This is a genomic window from Staphylococcus microti (assembly GCF_000934465.1).
GTDB lineage: Bacteria > Bacillota > Bacilli > Staphylococcales > Staphylococcaceae > Staphylococcus > Staphylococcus microti.
In genome coordinates this window covers 14,481-33,800 of record NZ_JXWY01000005.1, presented here as the reverse complement: position 1 = coordinate 33,800, position 19,320 = coordinate 14,481, and the positions used below count along the sequence as shown (strand labels likewise).

Below are 19,320 nucleotides of genomic sequence, written 5' to 3'. Positions count from 1 at the left end.
GAGTGTATGAGGATGAAAGAAGCAATTATTGAAAGATTGACACGTTATGTCACAATCAATACGCAATCGGATCCGAATAGTGATACAACACCGTCTACATCACGCCAATGGGACTTGTTGCGTGTGTTAGAAGAAGAGTTGAAAGCAATGGGACTTGAAACCGATATGGATGCGCATGGCTATCTTTTTGCAACATTGCCAGCGAATACGGATAAAGATGTCCCAACGATTGGCTTTTTAGCACATGTTGATACATCACCTGATTTCAATGCAGCAAACGTCAAACCGCAAGTGATTGAACAGTACGATGGGGGCGTCATTCAATTAGGAGATTCTGGACGTACAATTGATCCGGAAGTCTTTCCAGATATGTCAAAAGTAACGGGTCATACACTCATGACAACGGACGGCACATCCTTGTTAGGGGCTGACGACAAAGCAGGTATTGTTGAAATTATGGAGGCACTGCATTACTTAACGACACATCCAGATGTGCCACATGGTCGCATTCGTGTCGGCTTTACACCTGATGAAGAAATCGGCAAAGGTCCACACCGTTTTGATGTAGAACGTTTTGACGCAGATTTTGCATACACAATGGATGGCAGTCAATTAGGTGAGCTACAATTTGAAAGTTTTAATGCGGCTGAAGCGGTTGTGACGTTTGAAGGTGTTAACGTACATCCGGGCTCTGCGAAACATAAAATGGTGAACGCGCTGAACTTGGCGACGTATTTTAATCAATTATTGCCGAGTGAAGAAGTGCCTGAACATACAGAAGGGTATGAAGGTTTCTATCATTTAATGCAGCTTGAAGGAAACGTTGAAAAAGCAACGGCACAGTATATTATTCGTGATCATGACCGTACCACATTTGAAAAACGTAAACAACAAATGATTAATATTCAACGAGACATTAATGCGCGTTATCATTATGATCCGGTAAACATCACGATGAATGATCAATATCACAATATGGCTGAACAAATTTTGCCACATCCACATATTATCGACTTGCCAAAAGCGGTATTTGCAGAATTGGATATTACGCCAAATACGGCACCAATTCGAGGCGGCACAGATGGATCACAGTTATCATTTATGGGCTTGCCAACACCGAATATTTTCACGGGCTGTGATAACTTCCACGGACCGTATGAATATGCGTCAATTGATGTTATGGCATTGGCGACACAAGTGATTATCGGTATTGCACGCAAAGCAACGGAATCATAAAACATGATAAAAAGGACTGACAGCTTACGACGAGCAATCAGTCCTTTTATACATATTAATCTACTTCAAGGTCGAAGGGAAGACGTTTGACGGGTGCTTCCACTAAGTCAAACTTTGCTTGGGTATGCGTGTTTAAAAATGTGATAAAAGCATCGCGTTCTTCTTCAATGACATCAATATGATAGGTGACTTTATCGGTATAAACTGTGTCACGTAGGAAGAAGGTTGTTGATTGTAACTCATATTCAAATTTACCTGTTAAGTCATAATCAAGCGTCACTTGCATTGGAATGGCAGGGCGAAGAATAATACGTCCCACATCTTGTATCACATCGCGTACAGCACCACCATAAGCACGAATTAAGCCACCCGTTCCCAACTTAATACCACCGAAATAACGTGTGACAACAACAGCTGCGTTATGCACATCAAGCTTTTTTAACATTTCGAGCATGGGTACGCCGGCTGTTCCACTTGGCTCACCATCATCGCTCGCTTTTTGAATATGCATGGTGTCACCGACTGTATAAGCAGAACAGTTATGTGTTGCTTCACGGTGTTCTTTCTTTTTTTGCGCAATAAATGCTTTTGCATCTTCTTCGGTTTCAACAGGAATAATATGTGCAATAAAACGAGATTTATTAATGACATTTTCAATCTCGTGTTCGTTTTTAATTGTAATGACTGAGCGTGTCATGTCTGTCATCCTTTACTTCAAAATTTCTTAGTTATGATTATACTATATTTTAGAATAGATAAAACATTTTCATCTTAAATCATAAGAAAGCGTATGCACGAATGAAATGAAAAATAATACATGAAATTTAAGTTAAAAGCATGTATGATAATAAGAGGCAAAATTGGCGATGTGAAATAGATTAAATGCCAAAATGATAAAAGATGATACAAAATTAAACATTCAAATGACATAAAGAATCTTAAAAAGAAGTATTCCATTTTGAATTGTAGTACACTGTACATTGTATCTTACTTGAAAAAATGAGCGTGAAGTTAGCACGTTTTAACTTATAGAGGAGGACGATGAGATGAAGATAGCTGTGATGACAGATTCAACAAGCTATATACCTCAATCTATCTTAGAAAAATATCATATACGCACAGTTCCATTGAGCATTACTTTGGAAAATGGTGAAAACTATAAAGAAAACGAAACAATTTTTGCGGATGAGTTCTATGCGATTCTAGAGCAATCTGAAACAATTCCTACAACGAGTCAACCAGCTATTGGCGAGATGATTCGTGCTTTTGAAGACTATAGAGATGAAGGATACACGGATGTAATTGTTGTGCATTTATCGAGTGGTATTAGCGGTGCTTTTCAAACAGCGATTCAAGCAGCTGACATGGTAGAAGGCATTAATGTACACCCATTTGATTCTAAAATCGCATGTTTACCTGAAGGTGCCTATGCTTTACGTGCCATTAAATTGATTGAAGAAGGTAAAGACGTTCAAGAAATTTTAGCAGACCTTGAAGCGATGCGTGAGAATACCGGTGCTTATTTAGTTGTAGACGACTTGAAAAACTTACATAAAAGTGGTCGTATTACAGGTGCGCAAGCGTGGATTGGTAACTTGTTAAAAATGAAACCCGTCTTAACGTTTGAAGATGGTTTAATTATTCCTTATGAAAAAGTACGTACGAAAAAACGTGCGTTGAAGCTGATTGAAGATAAAGCTGTAGAGCTCGCTGAACAATATGATCAACCTACAATTATGATTATTGGCGGAGATAACAAGGAAGAATCACATCGTGTTTACCAAGATATGATCGCGCGTTGTCCTGACAAACATATTGTATTTTCAGAGTTTGGACCTGTCATTTCATCACATTTAGGATTAGGTAGTTTAGGTATCGGTGTCACAGACCGCCATATTAATTTTCCAGTAGATGACCCAACATTTTAATAAAATATATATAAAAAGCCGTTAAAGTTCATGAATAGAATTTTAGCGGTTTTTCGTTTTTCAAGAAGTAATTTTGATCGGTCACACGTGTATTAGAAGTGAAAGGGGGGGATGATACATGCGCCATGGTCAGCTTATAAGTGACAAAGGGCAATTATCAACAGAAAAAATACATGCGGAGTCATACGGTGTAGTAAAGAAAGACGATGACTGGTGTTGTATGCAATGTGGCACACGATGTCAAACGGACTTTTACACATATACATCATGTACAACTTCAACAGCTGTGACATATTGCAGAAGATGTCTTCAGATGGGAAGAATGTCGACAGTAGACCGTATTTGGTTAACAGAGAGTGTGAATAGTCGTTCTGAAGGGCGTTATCATTTGCCTTTTCATTTGTCCGAACAACAGCAGTATGCGTCTGATAAAGTGTTACATGCTGTAAAAAATTATGAAACGTTACTTTTGCATGCCGTAACAGGGGCAGGGAAAACGGAGATGATTTTTGAAGCAATCGCTTATGCACGGCAACGTGGAGATAATGTTGCGGTTGTCTCGCCTAGAGTTGATGTTGTCATAGAAGTGAGCAAACGTTTGTGTGAAGCGTTTTGTGATGAAGCGATCGACGTACTACATCAAGCAAGTCAGCAACGCTTTGACGGGCATTTTATTGTATCGACAGTTCATCAATTGTATCGATTTAAACAGCATTTCGATATTATCTTTGTCGATGAAGTAGATGCGTTTCCGTTGTCGATGGATGAAACATTAATGCATACGTTGCAACAAGCGCGTAAAGAACGGAACAGTGTCGTTTATATGACAGCAACACCTCCGCAAGCATTACTACGTCAAGTTGGACAGCAACATATCGTCACATTGCCTGCACGTTTTCATCGTCATCCGCTTGCCGTACCGATGTTTAAGTATTTCAAAGTGCGTTATCATCGCGTGCAATCGAAATTGTTGCGACACATGCAGGTACAACAAGCAGCAGGACGGACGACATTACTCTTTTTCAGTGATATTGATGATATGCGTCAGTTTTATAAGACATATGCAAGGTATGTGCCAAAGATGTGTTATGTGTACAGTGAAGATCCAGAACGTCTTGAGAAAGTAGAAGCGCTACGTGCAGGGAACTATACAATTGTGCTTACAACAACGATATTAGAAAGAGGTTTCACAATGGCAGCACTTGATGTTTGGGTTATGGAGAGCCATCGTTACTTGTCGACCGCACTTATTCAAATTGCTGGACGTGTTGGACGTAAAGCAACATGTCCGACTGGTGACGTATTGTTTTATCATGAGGGACGATCTCGTGCCATGTATCACGCACGTTCAGAAATCAAACGCATGAACCACTTGGCAGCTGAGAAGGGATGGATAACACGATGAAATGTTTCGTATGTCGAACAGATATTGTAGAAATGTTAAGCTTTCACAATTTGTTTGAACGGCCACATCTTTTATGTGAAAGATGTCGTATACATATGGCGGAATGCATGCTAGATTCAACAAATCGTTGTCCATATTGTAAAGGGTGTCTTACGGACGAACAGTGCATGACATGTGCACATTTAAGTGACTGTCCAGTGCGATTCAATCAGATTTTTGCGCCATTTTGTTATGCCAATTTTATGAAAGAACTTATACAACAGTATAAATTTATGAAAGATGTCGCACTTGCAGAAGTCATTGCACGTTATATGATTTGGCCGCAGTTGACGTATGATTGGATTATACCAATTCCATCGTCGCCATCGAATGATCAAGCACGGACATTTAATCCGGTAAAGTACGTCTTAACAGCTCGTGGTATAGCGTTTCAGGATATATTAACGATGCCCAATCGCCATAAACAATTTGATTTGACGAAAAAAGAACGATTTCGCATATCAAATGAGATACATGTTAGCGATGGAATAAACCTCGAAAACAAAAGTATCTTACTTGTAGATGATATTTACACGACGGGGAAAACAGCGCACAATGCTGCTATAAAGCTGTTTCAATCAAAAGTCAGAAAATTAGATATGTTAACGTTTGCACGTTAGCGTAAACATGTTAAAATATAAGTAAGAAATATAATAACAAAGAGGTTGAAAGGAGCGAGCACTATGATTAACTTTGAAATTCATGGGGACAACCTCACAATCACAGATGCTATGAGAAATTATATCGAGGAGAAAATCGGTAAATTAGAACGCTACTTCACAAATGTACCAAATGCAACAGCACACGTAAAAGTGAAAACTTATCAAAATTCTAGTACTAAAATTGAAGTAACAATACCGCTTAAAAATGTAACTCTCCGCGCAGAAGAGCGTCATGATGATTTATACGCTGGTATTGATTTAATTAACAGTAAATTAGAGCGTCAAGTACGCAAATATAAAACACGCGTGAACCGTAAACATCGTGATCGTGGTAGTGAAGAAGATATTTTTGTAGATGCACAACCAACACAACCAGATGTAGAAGAAGCGGCAAGCGACGCTGATATCGAAATCATTCGTTCTAAAACATTCCACTTAAAACCAATGGATCCAGAAGAAGCAGTATTACAGATGAACCTTTTAGGTCATGACTTCTTCGTATTTAACGACCGTGATACCGATGGCACAAGCATCGTATATCGTCGTAAAAACGGTAAATACGGTTTAATTGAAACTGAATAATCACAACAAGCATTATATAGAGAGTTAGGGTGCCAATCGCAATCTGCGCACCCTAGCTTTTTTGTTTATTTTAAAATAGGTCTTGCGTATCACTTTGTTATGCTGTTTTCTTAAGTTGTTTTCAGTTAAAATGTGATTTATGTCACATAGGTAACCCGTCGTCGTGTTGTTCGGCGGTATATCATGCTATAATGGTATTTTGAAAGAGTATATTGGTATAAATGTATACTTAATAATGGTATGATTTGTTGTTGTAAGCGACAGAGTTTTAAGCTAAAGGAGCGAACGAAATGGGTATTTTATCCAAATTGGTTGACGGAAACAAACGAGAAGTCAAACGTCTAGGCAAAATTGCGGATAAAGTCATTGCTTTGGAAGATGACATGGCAATTTTAACGGACGATGAAATTAGACAAAAAACAAAAACATTTCAAGAAGAATTACAAAAAATAGATGACATCAAAAAACAAAATAACAAATTAGACGAAATTTTACCTGAAGCTTTTGCGTTAGTGCGTGAAGCGTCTAAGCGTGTCTTTAACATGTCTCCATATAAAGTACAAATTATGGGTGGTATTGCGATTCATAATGGCGATATTGCAGAGATGAGAACTGGTGAAGGTAAAACATTAACTGCGACAATGCCAACGTATTTAAATGCGTTAACAGGTCGTGGTGTGCATGTCATCACGGTCAATGAATATTTATCTTCTGTTCAAAGTGAAGAGATGAAAGAACTGTACAATTTCTTAGGATTAACAGTTGGTCTTAATATTAATAGTTTAAATACAGCTGGTAAACGTGATGCGTACGCACAAGATATTACGTACAGTACAAACAACGAACTAGGTTTCGATTACTTACGTGACAACATGGTTAACTACAAAGAAGACCGTGTTATGCGCCCGCTTAACTTTGCGATTATTGATGAGGTTGACTCAATTTTAATCGACGAAGCACGTACGCCTTTAATTATTTCAGGAGAAGCAGAAAAATCTACGTCGTTATATACACAAGCAAATGTTTTTGCGAAGATGTTGAAATCTGAAGAAGATTATAACTACGATGTACAAACACGTAACATTCAATTGACGGAACAAGGGATTGATAAGGCAGAGCGTATGTTTAAGATTGATAACTTATACGATCTGAAATATGTTGATATTATTCACCACATTAACCTTGCCTTACGTGCGAACTACACGATGCAACGTGACGTAGATTACATGGTATCAGAAGGTGAAATTTTAATTGTCGACCAATTTACAGGTCGTACAATGCCAGGACGTCGTTTCTCTGAAGGTTTACACCAAGCGATTGAAGCGAAAGAAGGCGTTAAAATTCAAAATGAATCGAAAACGATGGCGTCTATTACATTCCAAAACTACTTCAGAATGTACCGTAAGCTTGCAGGTATGACTGGTACAGCGAAAACGGAAGAAGAAGAATTCCGTAACATTTACAATATGACAGTTACGCAAATTCCAACGAACCGACCGGTACAACGTGTGGACCATAGTGACTTAATTTATATCAGTCAAAAAGGTAAATTCGATGCCGTTGTGGAACAAGTAATTGAAAAGCATCGTAAAGGTCAACCGGTATTGCTTGGTACGGTTGCGGTTGAAACATCAGAATATATTTCTGAGCTATTGAAAAAACGTGGCATTCGTCATAGTGTCTTGAATGCGAAAAACCATGAAAAAGAAGCGGAAATTGTTTCAGGTGCAGGTCAAAAAGGTGCGGTTACAATCGCAACAAACATGGCCGGTCGTGGTACGGACATCAAGCTTGGTGAGGGCGTAGAAGAATTAGGCGGATTAGCTGTTATCGGAACAGAGCGTCATGAATCACGTCGTATTGATGATCAGCTTCGTGGTCGTTCAGGTCGTCAAGGGGATAAAGGGGACAGTCGTTTCTACCTTTCTTTAGAAGATGACTTGATGGTACGTTTCGCCTCAGAACGTATTAAATCAATGATGAACCGTTTAGGTATGGATGATACGACACCAATTGAGTCTAAAATGGTGACACGTGCGGTAGAATCAGCACAAAAACGTGTGGAAGGAAATAACTTCGATGCACGTAAACGTATTTTAGAGTATGACGAAGTACTTAGAAAACAACGTGAAATTATGTATGAAGAGCGTAACAAAATCATTGATGAGCCTGAAAGTTCAGCACTTGTTATCGCAATGATTAAGACCGCTTTAACACGTACAATTGCATACTTTATTAACGAAGAAGAAGATAACCCTGACTACGAACCATTAGTTCACTATGTGGAAGATGTCTTTTTACATGAAGGTGACTTGAAAGTTTCTGAACTAAAAGGTAAAGATCATGAAGACATTTATGACGTCATTTGGAATAAAGTTGAACAAGGTTATGAAAAACAAAAAGCATTGTTAGGCGAACAAATGCCAGAATTTGAACGTATGATTTTATTGCGTACCATTGATAACCATTGGACATCACATATCGATACGATGGATCAATTACGTCAAGGGATTCACTTGCGTTCATACGGTCAGCAAAACCCATTGCGTGACTATCAAAACGAAGGACATGAACTGTTTGACACGATGATGCAAAGTATTGAAGAAGAAGTCAGCAAGTTTATTTTGAAATCAATCGTTTCAGTTGATGACGATGTACAACGTGAAAAAACGAAAGAATTAGAAGGTCAGCACCTTTCAGCAAATGACGGTAAAGAAAAGGTAAAACCACAACCAATCGTCAAAAAAGATGAAGTAGGACGTAATGACCCTTGTCCATGTGGCAGTGGCAAAAAATATAAAAACTGTCATGGTAAATAGGTGTAAAGGAGCGATAGTGGATGGAACTATCTGAAATCAAACGCAACATTGATGAGTATGCATCAAAGCTAGAACAACTTAGGGGGTCTCTTTGACTTAGAAAACAAAGAGACGAATATCCAAGAATATGAAGAGATGATGGCGGAACCAACGTTCTGGGATGATCAGCAACGCGCGCAAGAAGTGATTGACCAGAACAATGCGTTGAAAGCTGTTGTAACAACGTATTACGATATTGCCGCAGATATTGAAGATATGGAAGCGACGCATGAGTTACTTCAAGAAGAATTTGATGAAGACATCAAAGCAGACTTGGAAGAGACCGTGCGTGACTACGCGCCGAAGTTGGATCGCTTTGAACTACAGCTATTGCTTAACGGCGAGCATGACGCAAATAATGCCATTTTAGAATTACATCCAGGTGCAGGTGGTACAGAATCTCAAGACTGGACGAATATGTTGTTGCGTATGTATCAACGTTTTTGTGAGCAGCAAGGCTTCAAAGTCGAAGTCGCCGATTATCAAGCAGGTGACGAAGCGGGTGTTAAAAGTGTGACGCTTGTCATTAAAGGGCACAATGCATATGGCTATTTGAAAGCTGAAAAAGGTGTGCATCGTCTCGTACGTATTTCGCCTTTTGACTCATCAGGACGTAGACATACATCATTTGCTTCTTGTGACGTCATTCCTGAGTTCAACAATGAGAAGATTGAAATTGAAGTGAATCCAGATGACATTACAGTGGACACATTCCGTGCATCAGGTGCGGGTGGACAGCACATTAACAAAACAGAATCTGCCATTCGTATTACCCACCATCCAACGGGCATTGTCGTTAACAACCAAAACGAACGTTCACAGATTAAAAACCGTGAAGCAGCGATGAAAATGTTGAAAGCGAAGTTGTATCAACTTGAGCTGGAACAAAAAGCGCAAGAATTAGCAGCAATTCGTGGTGAACAGAAAGAAATTGGTTGGGGCAGTCAAATTCGCTCGTATGTATTCCATCCGTATTCAATGGTAAAAGACCATCGTACCAACGTTGAAACAGGGAATGTGAATGCAGTCATGGACGGCGATATTGGCATGTTTATTGACGCATACTTACGCAGTCAAATGAATGAAGCATCGGATTCGATGTAATGAGTAATAATAAAAGCCTTCACAGATTTGTGGAGGTTTTTTGTTTTCCTTTTTTAACGCATTTCACGATTTGTTTATACAGTTTTTCAAATAACGTAGGGTTATTTCAATTTCATCACAATTTGAAAGCAATGCATTTTCCTTGTAGATGACATGCTATACTGAACGCATGATTTTGTAAGGAGATGAAAGTATTGTTATTAAGCTTACCACTGATTGCTACTTTAATGTCACCACCAGCCGCAGCTACGCAACATGTTGAACTTTCTGAAGATACGACGATTTACCAGCTTGCGCAACAATTTGCGACAACGACACGGCGTATTCAACAACTTAATCATTTAAACGATAGACACGAACACTTTAAATCACACCAAACTTTAACACTCCCCGCTGATGACATTTTGATGAAGCCTGCAAATGAATCTCTTTCTGATTTTCTCTCACAACAAAAATTATCTCTCAATGCGATTCAACAGTTTAATCCATTTTTAAATCTAAGTGATGACCAACAGTATATTGCTGTTTCTAACAAAGGGATGGCACATCTCACTCCTCCTTCGTTATCGCAATTGATACCGATGTCACAAACTTTTTCACAATCACCACCAACAATGGAAATGCCGTTTGAACCTTCACTTCAACATACAGATGTTTCGTCACAAGACATGTCATTCAACAATGGATATACGCCTGGGCAATGTACCGCTTACGCATTTGAACAGCGTCAACTGCGACAACGTCCGATTCCGAATAATTGGGTAGATGCCAAATATTGGGCGATGCATGCACAACAAGCTGGTTATACGGTTTCTCATCAACCACGGGTCAATGCGATTCTCGTCTCACAAGAAGGTGCGTATGGTCATGTTGCGATTGTCGAAGCGTGTTATCGTAACGGGATTCGTGTTTCAGAGATGAACTGGCAAGGAGAAGGGATTGTCAGTACACGTTTTATTAATAATCCAACCGCCTATCAATATATTTACTAAGTATTTGAATTTATAAGGTCTTCATAATTTTATGTGCTTGAAAGTGAGAAAGTGTGTTATAGTATCATAAACTATAAAGATACGTATGAAGGAGGACATAGAATTATGGGTGTTCACCAATATTTTAAAAGACTATCAGATTTAGAAAAATTGATTCGTTTACCTGGCAAGTTTAAATATTTTGAGCATAATGTCGCGGCACACTCTTTCAAAGTAACAAAGATTGCACAGTATTTAGGGACTGTTGAAGAATATTACGGTAAAGAAGTGGATTGGAAGAGCCTATATGAAAAAGCACTCAACCATGACTTTGCCGAAGTGTTTACAGGTGATATTAAGACGCCAGTAAAGTATGCGAGCAGTGAGCTGAAGAAGCTCTTTTCACAAGTAGAAGAAGAGATGGTGGATACGTTTATCTCTGAAGAAATTCCGGAACGCTACCAAGATATTTATCGTCGACGCTTGCAAGAAGGAAAAGATGATTCGTTAGAAGGACAGCTCTTATCCGTTGCTGACAAAATCGACTTGTTATATGAAACATTTGGCGAAATTCAAAAACGTAATCCCGAACCGCTCTTTTTTGAAATTTATGAGATGAGTTTAGAGACGATTATGCAGTTTGATCATTTGCATGCGGTGCAAGATTTCATCGACAATATCATTCCAGAAATGTTGACAGAAAACTTTATTCCACGTGCAGAATTACGTGAAACAACGATGCATATATTAAATAATAGAAAGCAGTGATCAACGTGATATGGTATGCTTTAGCAGCCTTTTTCCCATGCGTGTTAGTCGTTATATTAAGCGCAATTACACGTAACAAATGGATTGGTACGTGCGTGACACTTGTCGTTATTGGTGCTTCAATTTATAAAGGATTTTTTCATAATGAATGGATTATTTTTATAGATGTGGTGTCAATATTGGCGGGCTATATTATTGTTGATACATTGCATACACGTTATTATGATGATTTCAAAGAACGATAATACTAGATTGACTTACCGTTTAAAGCTTACGATGATAAGTTTTAAGCGGTATTTTTTAGTACCATCGTTTCTTTATTATTTGCTTCGGCTTATGCTGCATGGAGTCTCGCAATAGAAACGATTCTTTCATATCAATACCAATGTGTGTCAATATTTTTTATGAACCCAAACAGAAAAAGCTGTCGTTTGACACGATAGAAGAAAAGGGTATACTAAAATGAATAAATCGAAAAACGAACAGATGTTTGTATTTATATCTTAAGTTTTGTTAAAATAACAGTACGATTATGAGATGAGGAGACGAGTGTGCATGGAGCATCATGATTTTAAAGTGGTATCTCAGTTTGACCCACAAGGTGATCAACCGCGCGCGATTGATGAGCTTGTACAAGGCATTCAAGAGGGCAAGCGCCATCAAACGCTATTAGGTGCCACAGGGACGGGGAAAACTTTTACGATGAGTAATGTGATTAAACGAGCGGGTAAGCCAACGTTGATCATTGCGCATAACAAAACGCTCGCAGGACAGCTGTATAGTGAATTTAAGGAGTTCTTTCCTGAAAATAGGGTTGAATATTTTGTGAGTTATTATGATTATTATCAACCGGAAGCGTATGTACCATCAACGGATACATTTATTGAAAAAGATGCGTCAATTAATGATGAGATTGACCAATTGCGTCACTCAGCGACAAGTGCGTTGTTTGAGCGTGATGATGTCATTATTATTGCAAGTGTCAGCTGTATTTATGGTTTAGGGAATCCTGAAGAATATAAAGACTTAGTTGTGAGTATTCGTGCGGGCATGGAGATGGATCGCAGTGAACTATTGCGTAAGTTAGTCGATGTGCAATATACACGTAACGACATTGATTTTCAGCGTGGGACGTTCCGCGTGCGTGGTGATGTTGTTGAGATTTTCCCTGCGTCACGTGATGAATTGTGTATTCGAGTGGAGTTTTTCGGCGATGAGATTGATCGTGTGAGCGAAATTAACTATTTGACGGGTGAAGTACTGCGTGAACGTGAACATTTTGCGCTGTTCCCAGCTTCTCACTTCGTTACACGTGAAGAAAAGATGAAAGTGGCGATTGAACGTATTGAACAAGAGCTTGCGACACAACTTGAAAAACTACGCAGTGAAAATAAGTTGTTGGAAGCACAGCGTTTGGAACAGCGTACAAATTATGATCTTGAAATGATGCGAGAAATGGGATTCTGTTCGGGTATCGAGAACTATTCTGTACATTTAACATTACGTCCACTGGGTTCAACGCCATACACGTTGCTTGATTACTTTGGCGATGATTGGTTAATTATGATTGATGAATCGCATGTGACATTACCCCAAATTCGAGGGATGTACAATGGGGACAAAGCACGAAAAAGTGTGCTTGTTGAACATGGTTTCCGTTTGCCGAGTGCGCTTGATAACCGACCATTAATGTTTGAAGAGTTTGAAGAAAAAGCACATCAGCTCGTGTACGTATCAGCGACGCCGGGACCTTATGAATTAGAACATACGGACGAAATGGTTGAACAAATCATTCGTCCGACAGGCTTGTTAGATCCTAAAATTGAAGTGCGTCCAACGAAAAATCAAATTGATGACTTATTGAGTGAAATACAGACGCGTGTGGAACGTAACGAACGTGTATTGATTACAACTTTAACGAAAAAAATGAGTGAAGATTTGACGACTTATTTGAAAGAAGCGGGTGTCAAGGTTAACTACTTACATTCCGAGATTAAGACGTTAGAACGTATCGAGATTATTCGAGATTTACGTATGGGAACGTACGATGTCTTGATTGGTATTAACTTATTGCGAGAAGGTATTGATATTCCTGAAGTGTCATTGGTCGTTATTTTAGATGCAGATAAAGAAGGCTTTTTACGTTCAGAGCGTTCGCTTATTCAGACGATTGGGCGTGCTGCACGTAATGATAAAGGTGAAGTGATTATGTATGCTGACAAGATAACAGATTCGATGCGTGTGGCCATTGATGAAACGGAACGACGTCGTGAAATTCAAATGGCATACAATGAAAAACATGGCATTATACCGCAAACGATTAATAAGAAAATTCATGACGTTATTAGTGCTACGGTTGAAACGGATACGACGAATGATGCAGAACGCAAAGAAGTACCGAAGAAAATGACGAAGAAAGAACGTCAAAAAACGATACAAAATATCGAGAAAGAAATGAAAGCAGCAGCGAAAGCATTAGATTTCGAGAAAGCAACAGAATTGAGAGATTTATTATTTGAACTTAAATCAGAAGGGTGACATGCATGAGAGGACCATCAATTGTAGTAAAAGGGGCACGTGCCCATAATTTAAAAAATGTAGATATAGAACTACCAAAAGATAAGTTTATTGTGATGACGGGTCTATCGGGTTCAGGTAAGTCATCGCTTGCTTTTGATACGATTTATGCGGAAGGGCAACGCCGTTATGTTGAGTCATTAAGTGCGTATGCACGCCAATTTTTAGGACAGATGGATAAACCGGATGTTGATACGATTGAAGGGCTTTCGCCTGCGATTTCAATTGATCAAAAAACAACGAGTAAAAACCCACGTTCTACAGTAGCGACGGTAACAGAAATTTATGACTATATTCGATTATTGTACGCGCGTATTGGGAAACCAATCTGCCCAGAACATGGTATTGAAATTGAATCGCAAACGGTACAACAGATGGCAGACCGTATTATGGAATTGAAAGAACGTACGAAGATTCAATTGCTTGCGCCGGTTGTCAGTCACCGTAAAGGAACGCATGAAAAGTTATTGTCGGACATCAGTAAAAAAGGGTATGTCCGTGTTCGTTTAAATGGTGAAATTATGGATATTACCGATGTGCCAGCACTCGATAAAAATAAAAATCATACAATTGAAATCGTGGTAGACCGCCTCGTTGTTAAACCAGGCATTGAAACACGATTGGCAGATTCGATTGAAACGGTACTTGAATTAGCGGAAGGACGTTTGGTTGTCGATGTGATTGGTGGCGAACCACTCGAATTCTCTGAAAAGCACGCCTGCCCTATTTGTGGCTTTACAATTGGCGAATTAGAACCGAGAATGTTCAGTTTCAACAGTCCGTTCGGTGCATGTCCGACATGTGACGGGTTAGGTCAGAAACTGACAGTTGATGTCGATCTTGTCATTCCAGATCGTACAAAAACATTGGCAGAAGGTGCGATTTTACCGTGGGAGCCTAAAAGTTCTGACTTTTACCCAACGCTGTTAAAACGTGTGTGTGAAGTGTATAAAATCAATATGGATAAACCGTTCGGCAAATTGACTGAACGCCAACAAAACATTATTTTGTACGGTTCTGGCGATAAAGAAATTACGTTTACATTTAATTCGCGTTCAGGCGACAAACGCAAGCGTACAATGCCGTTTGAAGGTGTTGTACCAAACATTGAGCGTCGTTTTAACGAGTCGCCATCAGAATATACGCGTGAGATGATGCGTAAATATTTGGCAGAACAGCCGTGTGAAACATGTCACGGGCAACGTTTAAGCAAAGAGGCACTTTCTGTCTATGTTGCAGGAAAAAATATTGGCGAAGTCGTGTCACAATCCATACGCGAAGCCCTCGCATATTATGAAAATATCGAGCTATCCGAACAAGATGCGCAAATTGCACGTTTAATTTTAAAAGAAATTTCAGCCCGTTTGTCATTTTTAAATAATGTTGGTCTGGATTATTTAACTTTAGATCGTGCGTCAGGGACGTTATCTGGTGGCGAGGCGCAACGTATTCGCTTGGCAACACAAATTGGTTCACGCTTGTCAGGCGTTCTATATGTGCTAGATGAACCGTCTATCGGTTTGCATCAACGTGATAATGACCGCTTAATTCAAACGCTGAAAGAAATGCGTGATTTAGGCAATACATTAATTGTTGTGGAACACGATGAAGATACGATGTATGAAGCGGACTACCTTGTGGATATTGGTCCGGGTGCAGGTATACACGGTGGGACTGTTGTTGCGAGCGGTACACCGAAACAAGTGATGAAAAATAAAAAATCACTGACAGGACAATATTTAAGTGGTGCGAAGTATATTCCAGTGCCACCACAACGCCGAGAAGTAACGGACCGTAAAATTTCAATCAAAGGGGCTCGCAGTAATAATTTAAAAAATGTCGATGTAGACTTTCCGTTGTCAGTGATGAATGTGGTGACAGGTGTGTCAGGCTCAGGTAAAAGTTCACTTGTCAATGAAGTGTTGTACAAATCCTTAGCAAAAGCGATTAACAAGTCTAAAGTACGTCCGGGCGACCACGATGATATAACAGGTATGGAAGAAATTGACAAAATTATTGATATTGATCAATCGCCAATTGGTCGTACACCGCGTTCAAACCCAGCGACGTATACAGGTGTTTTCGACGATATTCGTGATGTCTTTGCTTCAACGAACGAAGCGAAAGTACGTGGTTACCAAAAAGGACGTTTCAGCTTTAACGTTAAAGGTGGACGTTGTGAAGCGTGTAAAGGTGACGGGATTATCAAGATTGAAATGCACTTTTTACCAGATGTTTATGTGCCATGTGAAGTGTGTGAAGGCAAGCGGTACAACCGTGAAACACTTGAAGTCACATACAAAGGTAAAAGCATTGCGGATGTGTTAGCAATGACAGTTGAAGATGCGACACAGTTTTTTGAAAATATTCCAAAGATCAAACGCAAATTACAAACATTAGTCGATGTTGGACTTGGTTACATTACGTTAGGTCAACCAGCAACGACACTTTCAGGTGGGGAAGCCCAACGTGTGAAACTTGCATCTGAACTGCACAAACGATCAACAGGTCGTTCTATTTACATTTTAGATGAGCCGACAACAGGTTTACATGTCGATGATATTCAGCGCTTGTTAAAAGTGTTAAACAAATTAGTGGAAAATGGTGACACAGTTGTTATTATTGAACATAACCTCGACGTCATTAAAACAGCAGACCATCTGATTGATTTAGGTCCTGAAGGTGGCGATGGCGGGGGTACGATTATTGCGACTGGAACACCGGAAGAGATTGCGGAAAATCCACAATCATACACAGGTAAGTATTTGAAACGTATTTTAGAACGAGATACAGCACGTATGGAGGGATAAAACATGCAAACAGCGAAAGTAAAAGTATTGGAACTTTTAGCAGACGGTAAAATTAGTGTGGACGATGCGACGTTATTGTTAGATGCGATGGGACATGAGGCATCAACGTCTCAGCAAGCACAGGCAACGACGTCAAACGATGATAAAAATACTGAAACAGCGAAACAAGCAGAAACGAACATTGAAGACTTTGTACGCGACACATTTCAAAATGTGACAGATACTGTGCGTAAAGGTGTTCAAACAGCAGATGAACAATTGAAAAAAGCGAAAGAACAACGTAGCGATTCCGATGTTGACCCATTTCAACAACTAGAAAAAACATTACGTGAATTCAGTGACCGTTTAAATAAGAAATAGAACGCATAGTATAAATAGCCATTGTTTCGTTGCAATCTATGTACGAATAATAATTTGTGTATGATGTGACGGACAGTGGCTTTTTTGGCGTTTATTCATAGAGAATCAAGTGATACATGATATGATAAACGAGTCAAAATTTGTGAATCTATTGTGATTTCTTATATTCAATTCCCAGTTATCGATACAATTTGATATGATAGAGTGGAGCTACATAAAATGAGGTGAAGAAATGTTAACAACGAAAGACGTCGTTGAAAGGTTTGACTTTCATGTGGTTACTGGCGAAGCAGGATTAAACCGCCCAATCCACAATACGGACATATCACGACCTGGCTTAGAAATGGCGGGATATTTCTCACACTATTCGTCAAACCGTATACAAGTGTTAGGTACGACAGAACTGTCTTTTTATAATTTACTGCGTGATGAAGAAAGAAAAGGGCGTATGCGTAAGTTATGTCGCCCAGATACGCCAGCGATTATTATTACGCGCGGGCATGAAGCACCAGAAGAATTGATTCGTGCATCAAAGGAAACAGACACGCCACTCCTTTATGCCGATGAAGCAACAACACGTGTCATGGGACGTGTCACAACGTATCTTGAACATGAACTTGCGAACTCGACATCACTTCATGGTGTGTTAGTTGACGTCTATGGTGTAGGCGTGCTAATCACAGGCGATTCAGGCGTTGGAAAAAGTGAAACAGCACTTGAACTTGTAAAGCGTGGGCATCGACTCGTTGCCGATGACAATGTAGAGATTAAAGAAGTGGTGAAAGATGAGTTAATCGGGAAATCACCTGAAATTATCCGTCATTTATTAGAAATTCGAGGGCTCGGCATTATTAATGTCATGACGCTATTCGGTGCAGGTTCTATCTTATTAAAGAAACGCATTCAATTGAATATCAATCTTGAAACATGGCGCGAAGGAAAAATGTATGATCGTGTCGGTTTGAACGAAGAAAAACTAAGAATTTTAGATACAGATATTACGAAAAAGACGATTCCGATTCGTCCTGGACGTAATGTTGCAGTCATCATCGAAGTGGCTGCGATGAACTATCGCTTAAATGTGATGGGGATTAATACAGCTGAAGAATTCAATGAACGCTTAAACGCGGAAATTTTGAAAAATAGTCAGCAGCAGAAACAAGGTGAGCAATTATGATAGCTTATATTGATCCAGTTGCGATTCAACTCGGGGGCTTATCCGTCAGATGGTACGGTATTATTATTGCTTCGGCGATACTGCTCGGATACGTGATTGCCCAACGCAGTGCGAAAAAAGTAGGTTTCCAAGAAGATGACCTTGTTAACTTGTTAATCGTCTGTGTCATTGTAGCGATTATAACAGCACGTTTATATTTTGTGCTTTTCCACTTGGATTATTACAGTCAATATCCAGCTGAAATTCCGATGATATGGCAAGGTGGTATTGCGATACATGGCGGGTTACTTGGTGCATTTGGTATGGGCATTTATTATTGTTATCGTAAAAATTGGCATCCACTACAAGTTGCTGATATTGTTGCACCAAGCATTATTTTAGCCCAAGGTATCGGCCGTTGGGGTAATTTTATGAATCATGAAGCACATGGTGGACCTGTAACGAGAGCATTTTTAGAGCAACTTTCATTACCGAAATTCATTATCGACAATATGTATATCAACGGACAATATTATCATCCGACATTTTTATATGAATCTGTATGGAATGTTCTTGGATTCGTACTATTAATGGTATTACGTCGTCATCTTCGTATCGGTGAGACATTTGCGTTATATTTAATCTGGTATTCTATCGGTCGCTTCTTTGTCGAAGGGCTGCGTACAGATAGCTTGATGTTGACGGAAACAATCCGTATTGCACAAGTAATGTCTATCGCACTCATTCTTGTTGGGCTGGTGATTATTGTGATTCAACGTAAGTCTCAGCAAGTTATGATGTATCGTGATGCGAATGTGTTATCATGGCCAGGACGTGCGACGTACAATAAGGGGCGTCGATAAT

At 39.4% G+C, this 19,320-nt stretch carries 16 protein-coding genes; 15 read left to right on the top strand and 1 reads right to left on the bottom strand.

Annotated features, from left to right (window positions below):
* Window positions 1-12: 12 nt before the first annotated feature.
* The gene (gene pepT, locus TP70_RS00945; RefSeq protein ID WP_044358677.1) at window positions 13-1,236 is read left to right on the top strand and encodes a peptidase T; all 1,224 of its coding nucleotides are present in this window, start codon (window positions 13-15) and stop codon (window positions 1,234-1,236) included.
* A 55-nt stretch (window positions 1,237-1,291) separates the two neighbouring features.
* Here pepT and TP70_RS00940 read toward each other — a convergent pair whose 3' ends face one another.
* Entirely contained in the window at window positions 1,292-1,933 is a 642-nt protein-coding gene (locus TP70_RS00940; protein WP_044358675.1) for a YigZ family protein, read from the bottom strand.
* Window positions 1,934-2,282: 349 nt separating this feature from the next.
* Here TP70_RS00940 and fakB1 point away from each other — a divergent pair, with 349 nt between their 5' ends.
* The 14 genes from fakB1 (at window position 2,283) to lgt (ending at window position 19,319) form a co-directional block, all read left to right on the top strand.
* Complete coding sequence (gene fakB1, locus TP70_RS00935) at window positions 2,283-3,164, top strand: fatty acid kinase binding subunit FakB1 (protein WP_044358674.1); 882 nt, start codon at window positions 2,283-2,285, stop codon at window positions 3,162-3,164.
* Window positions 3,165-3,282: 118 nt separating this feature from the next.
* On the top strand, window positions 3,283-4,569 hold the full coding sequence (locus tag TP70_RS00930; protein ID WP_044358672.1) for a DEAD/DEAH box helicase family protein: 1,287 nt from the start codon (window positions 3,283-3,285) through the stop codon (window positions 4,567-4,569).
* A gap of 242 nt (window positions 4,570-4,811) precedes the next feature.
* Window positions 4,812-5,228, top strand: coding sequence for a ComF family protein (locus TP70_RS00925; protein ID WP_156962250.1), 417 nt, complete (start codon window positions 4,812-4,814; stop codon window positions 5,226-5,228).
* A gap of 63 nt (window positions 5,229-5,291) precedes the next feature.
* Entirely contained in the window at window positions 5,292-5,852 is a 561-nt protein-coding gene (hpf, locus tag TP70_RS00920) for a ribosome hibernation-promoting factor, HPF/YfiA family (RefSeq protein WP_044358670.1), read from the top strand.
* Window positions 5,853-6,142: 290 nt separating this feature from the next.
* Window positions 6,143-8,671 (top strand): preprotein translocase subunit SecA, encoded by a 2,529-nt coding sequence (gene secA / locus TP70_RS00915; RefSeq protein WP_044358668.1) that lies wholly within the window; start codon window positions 6,143-6,145, stop codon window positions 8,669-8,671.
* A gap of 20 nt (window positions 8,672-8,691) precedes the next feature.
* Window positions 8,692-9,814, top strand: a protein-coding gene (gene prfB / locus TP70_RS00910; RefSeq protein ID WP_103369401.1) for a peptide chain release factor 2 whose coding sequence is annotated in 2 segments (ribosomal slippage) — window positions 8,692-8,763 and window positions 8,765-9,814 — 1,122 coding nt in all. Because the reading frame shifts where the segments join, the coding sequence is not laid out codon by codon here.
* 185 nt (window positions 9,815-9,999) lie between these two features.
* Window positions 10,000-10,806 carry a CHAP domain-containing protein gene (locus TP70_RS11735; protein ID WP_084207625.1) on the top strand — a complete coding sequence of 269 codons (807 nt, stop codon included), beginning with the start codon at window positions 10,000-10,002 and terminating at the stop codon, window positions 10,804-10,806.
* Between the two features lie 105 nt (window positions 10,807-10,911).
* Window positions 10,912-11,553: a YfbR-like 5'-deoxynucleotidase gene (locus tag TP70_RS00900; protein ID WP_044358665.1), complete on the top strand. Its 642-nt coding sequence runs from the start codon at window positions 10,912-10,914 to the stop codon at window positions 11,551-11,553.
* A gap of 5 nt (window positions 11,554-11,558) precedes the next feature.
* Window positions 11,559-11,798, top strand: coding sequence for a CsbA family protein (locus TP70_RS00895; RefSeq protein ID WP_044358664.1), 240 nt, complete (start codon window positions 11,559-11,561; stop codon window positions 11,796-11,798).
* 310 nt (window positions 11,799-12,108) lie between these two features.
* The gene (gene uvrB, locus TP70_RS00890; protein ID WP_044358663.1) at window positions 12,109-14,091 is read left to right on the top strand and encodes an excinuclease ABC subunit UvrB; all 1,983 of its coding nucleotides are present in this window, start codon (window positions 12,109-12,111) and stop codon (window positions 14,089-14,091) included.
* Between the two features lie 5 nt (window positions 14,092-14,096).
* Window positions 14,097-16,940, top strand: coding sequence for an excinuclease ABC subunit UvrA (uvrA, locus tag TP70_RS00885; RefSeq protein ID WP_044358661.1), 2,844 nt, complete (start codon window positions 14,097-14,099; stop codon window positions 16,938-16,940).
* A gap of 3 nt (window positions 16,941-16,943) precedes the next feature.
* Window positions 16,944-17,300, top strand: coding sequence for an SHOCT-like domain-containing protein (locus tag TP70_RS00880; protein ID WP_044358660.1), 357 nt, complete (start codon window positions 16,944-16,946; stop codon window positions 17,298-17,300).
* A 232-nt stretch (window positions 17,301-17,532) separates the two neighbouring features.
* A complete protein-coding gene (gene hprK / locus TP70_RS00875; protein WP_044358659.1) occupies window positions 17,533-18,477 on the top strand; it encodes an HPr(Ser) kinase/phosphatase in 945 nt (314 codons plus the stop codon).
* The gene (gene lgt / locus TP70_RS00870) at window positions 18,474-19,319 is read left to right on the top strand and encodes a prolipoprotein diacylglyceryl transferase (protein WP_044358658.1); all 846 of its coding nucleotides are present in this window, start codon (window positions 18,474-18,476) and stop codon (window positions 19,317-19,319) included. Before hprK ends, lgt begins: the two co-directional genes overlap by 4 nt.
* The last annotated feature ends 1 nt before the right edge of the window (window position 19,320 follow it).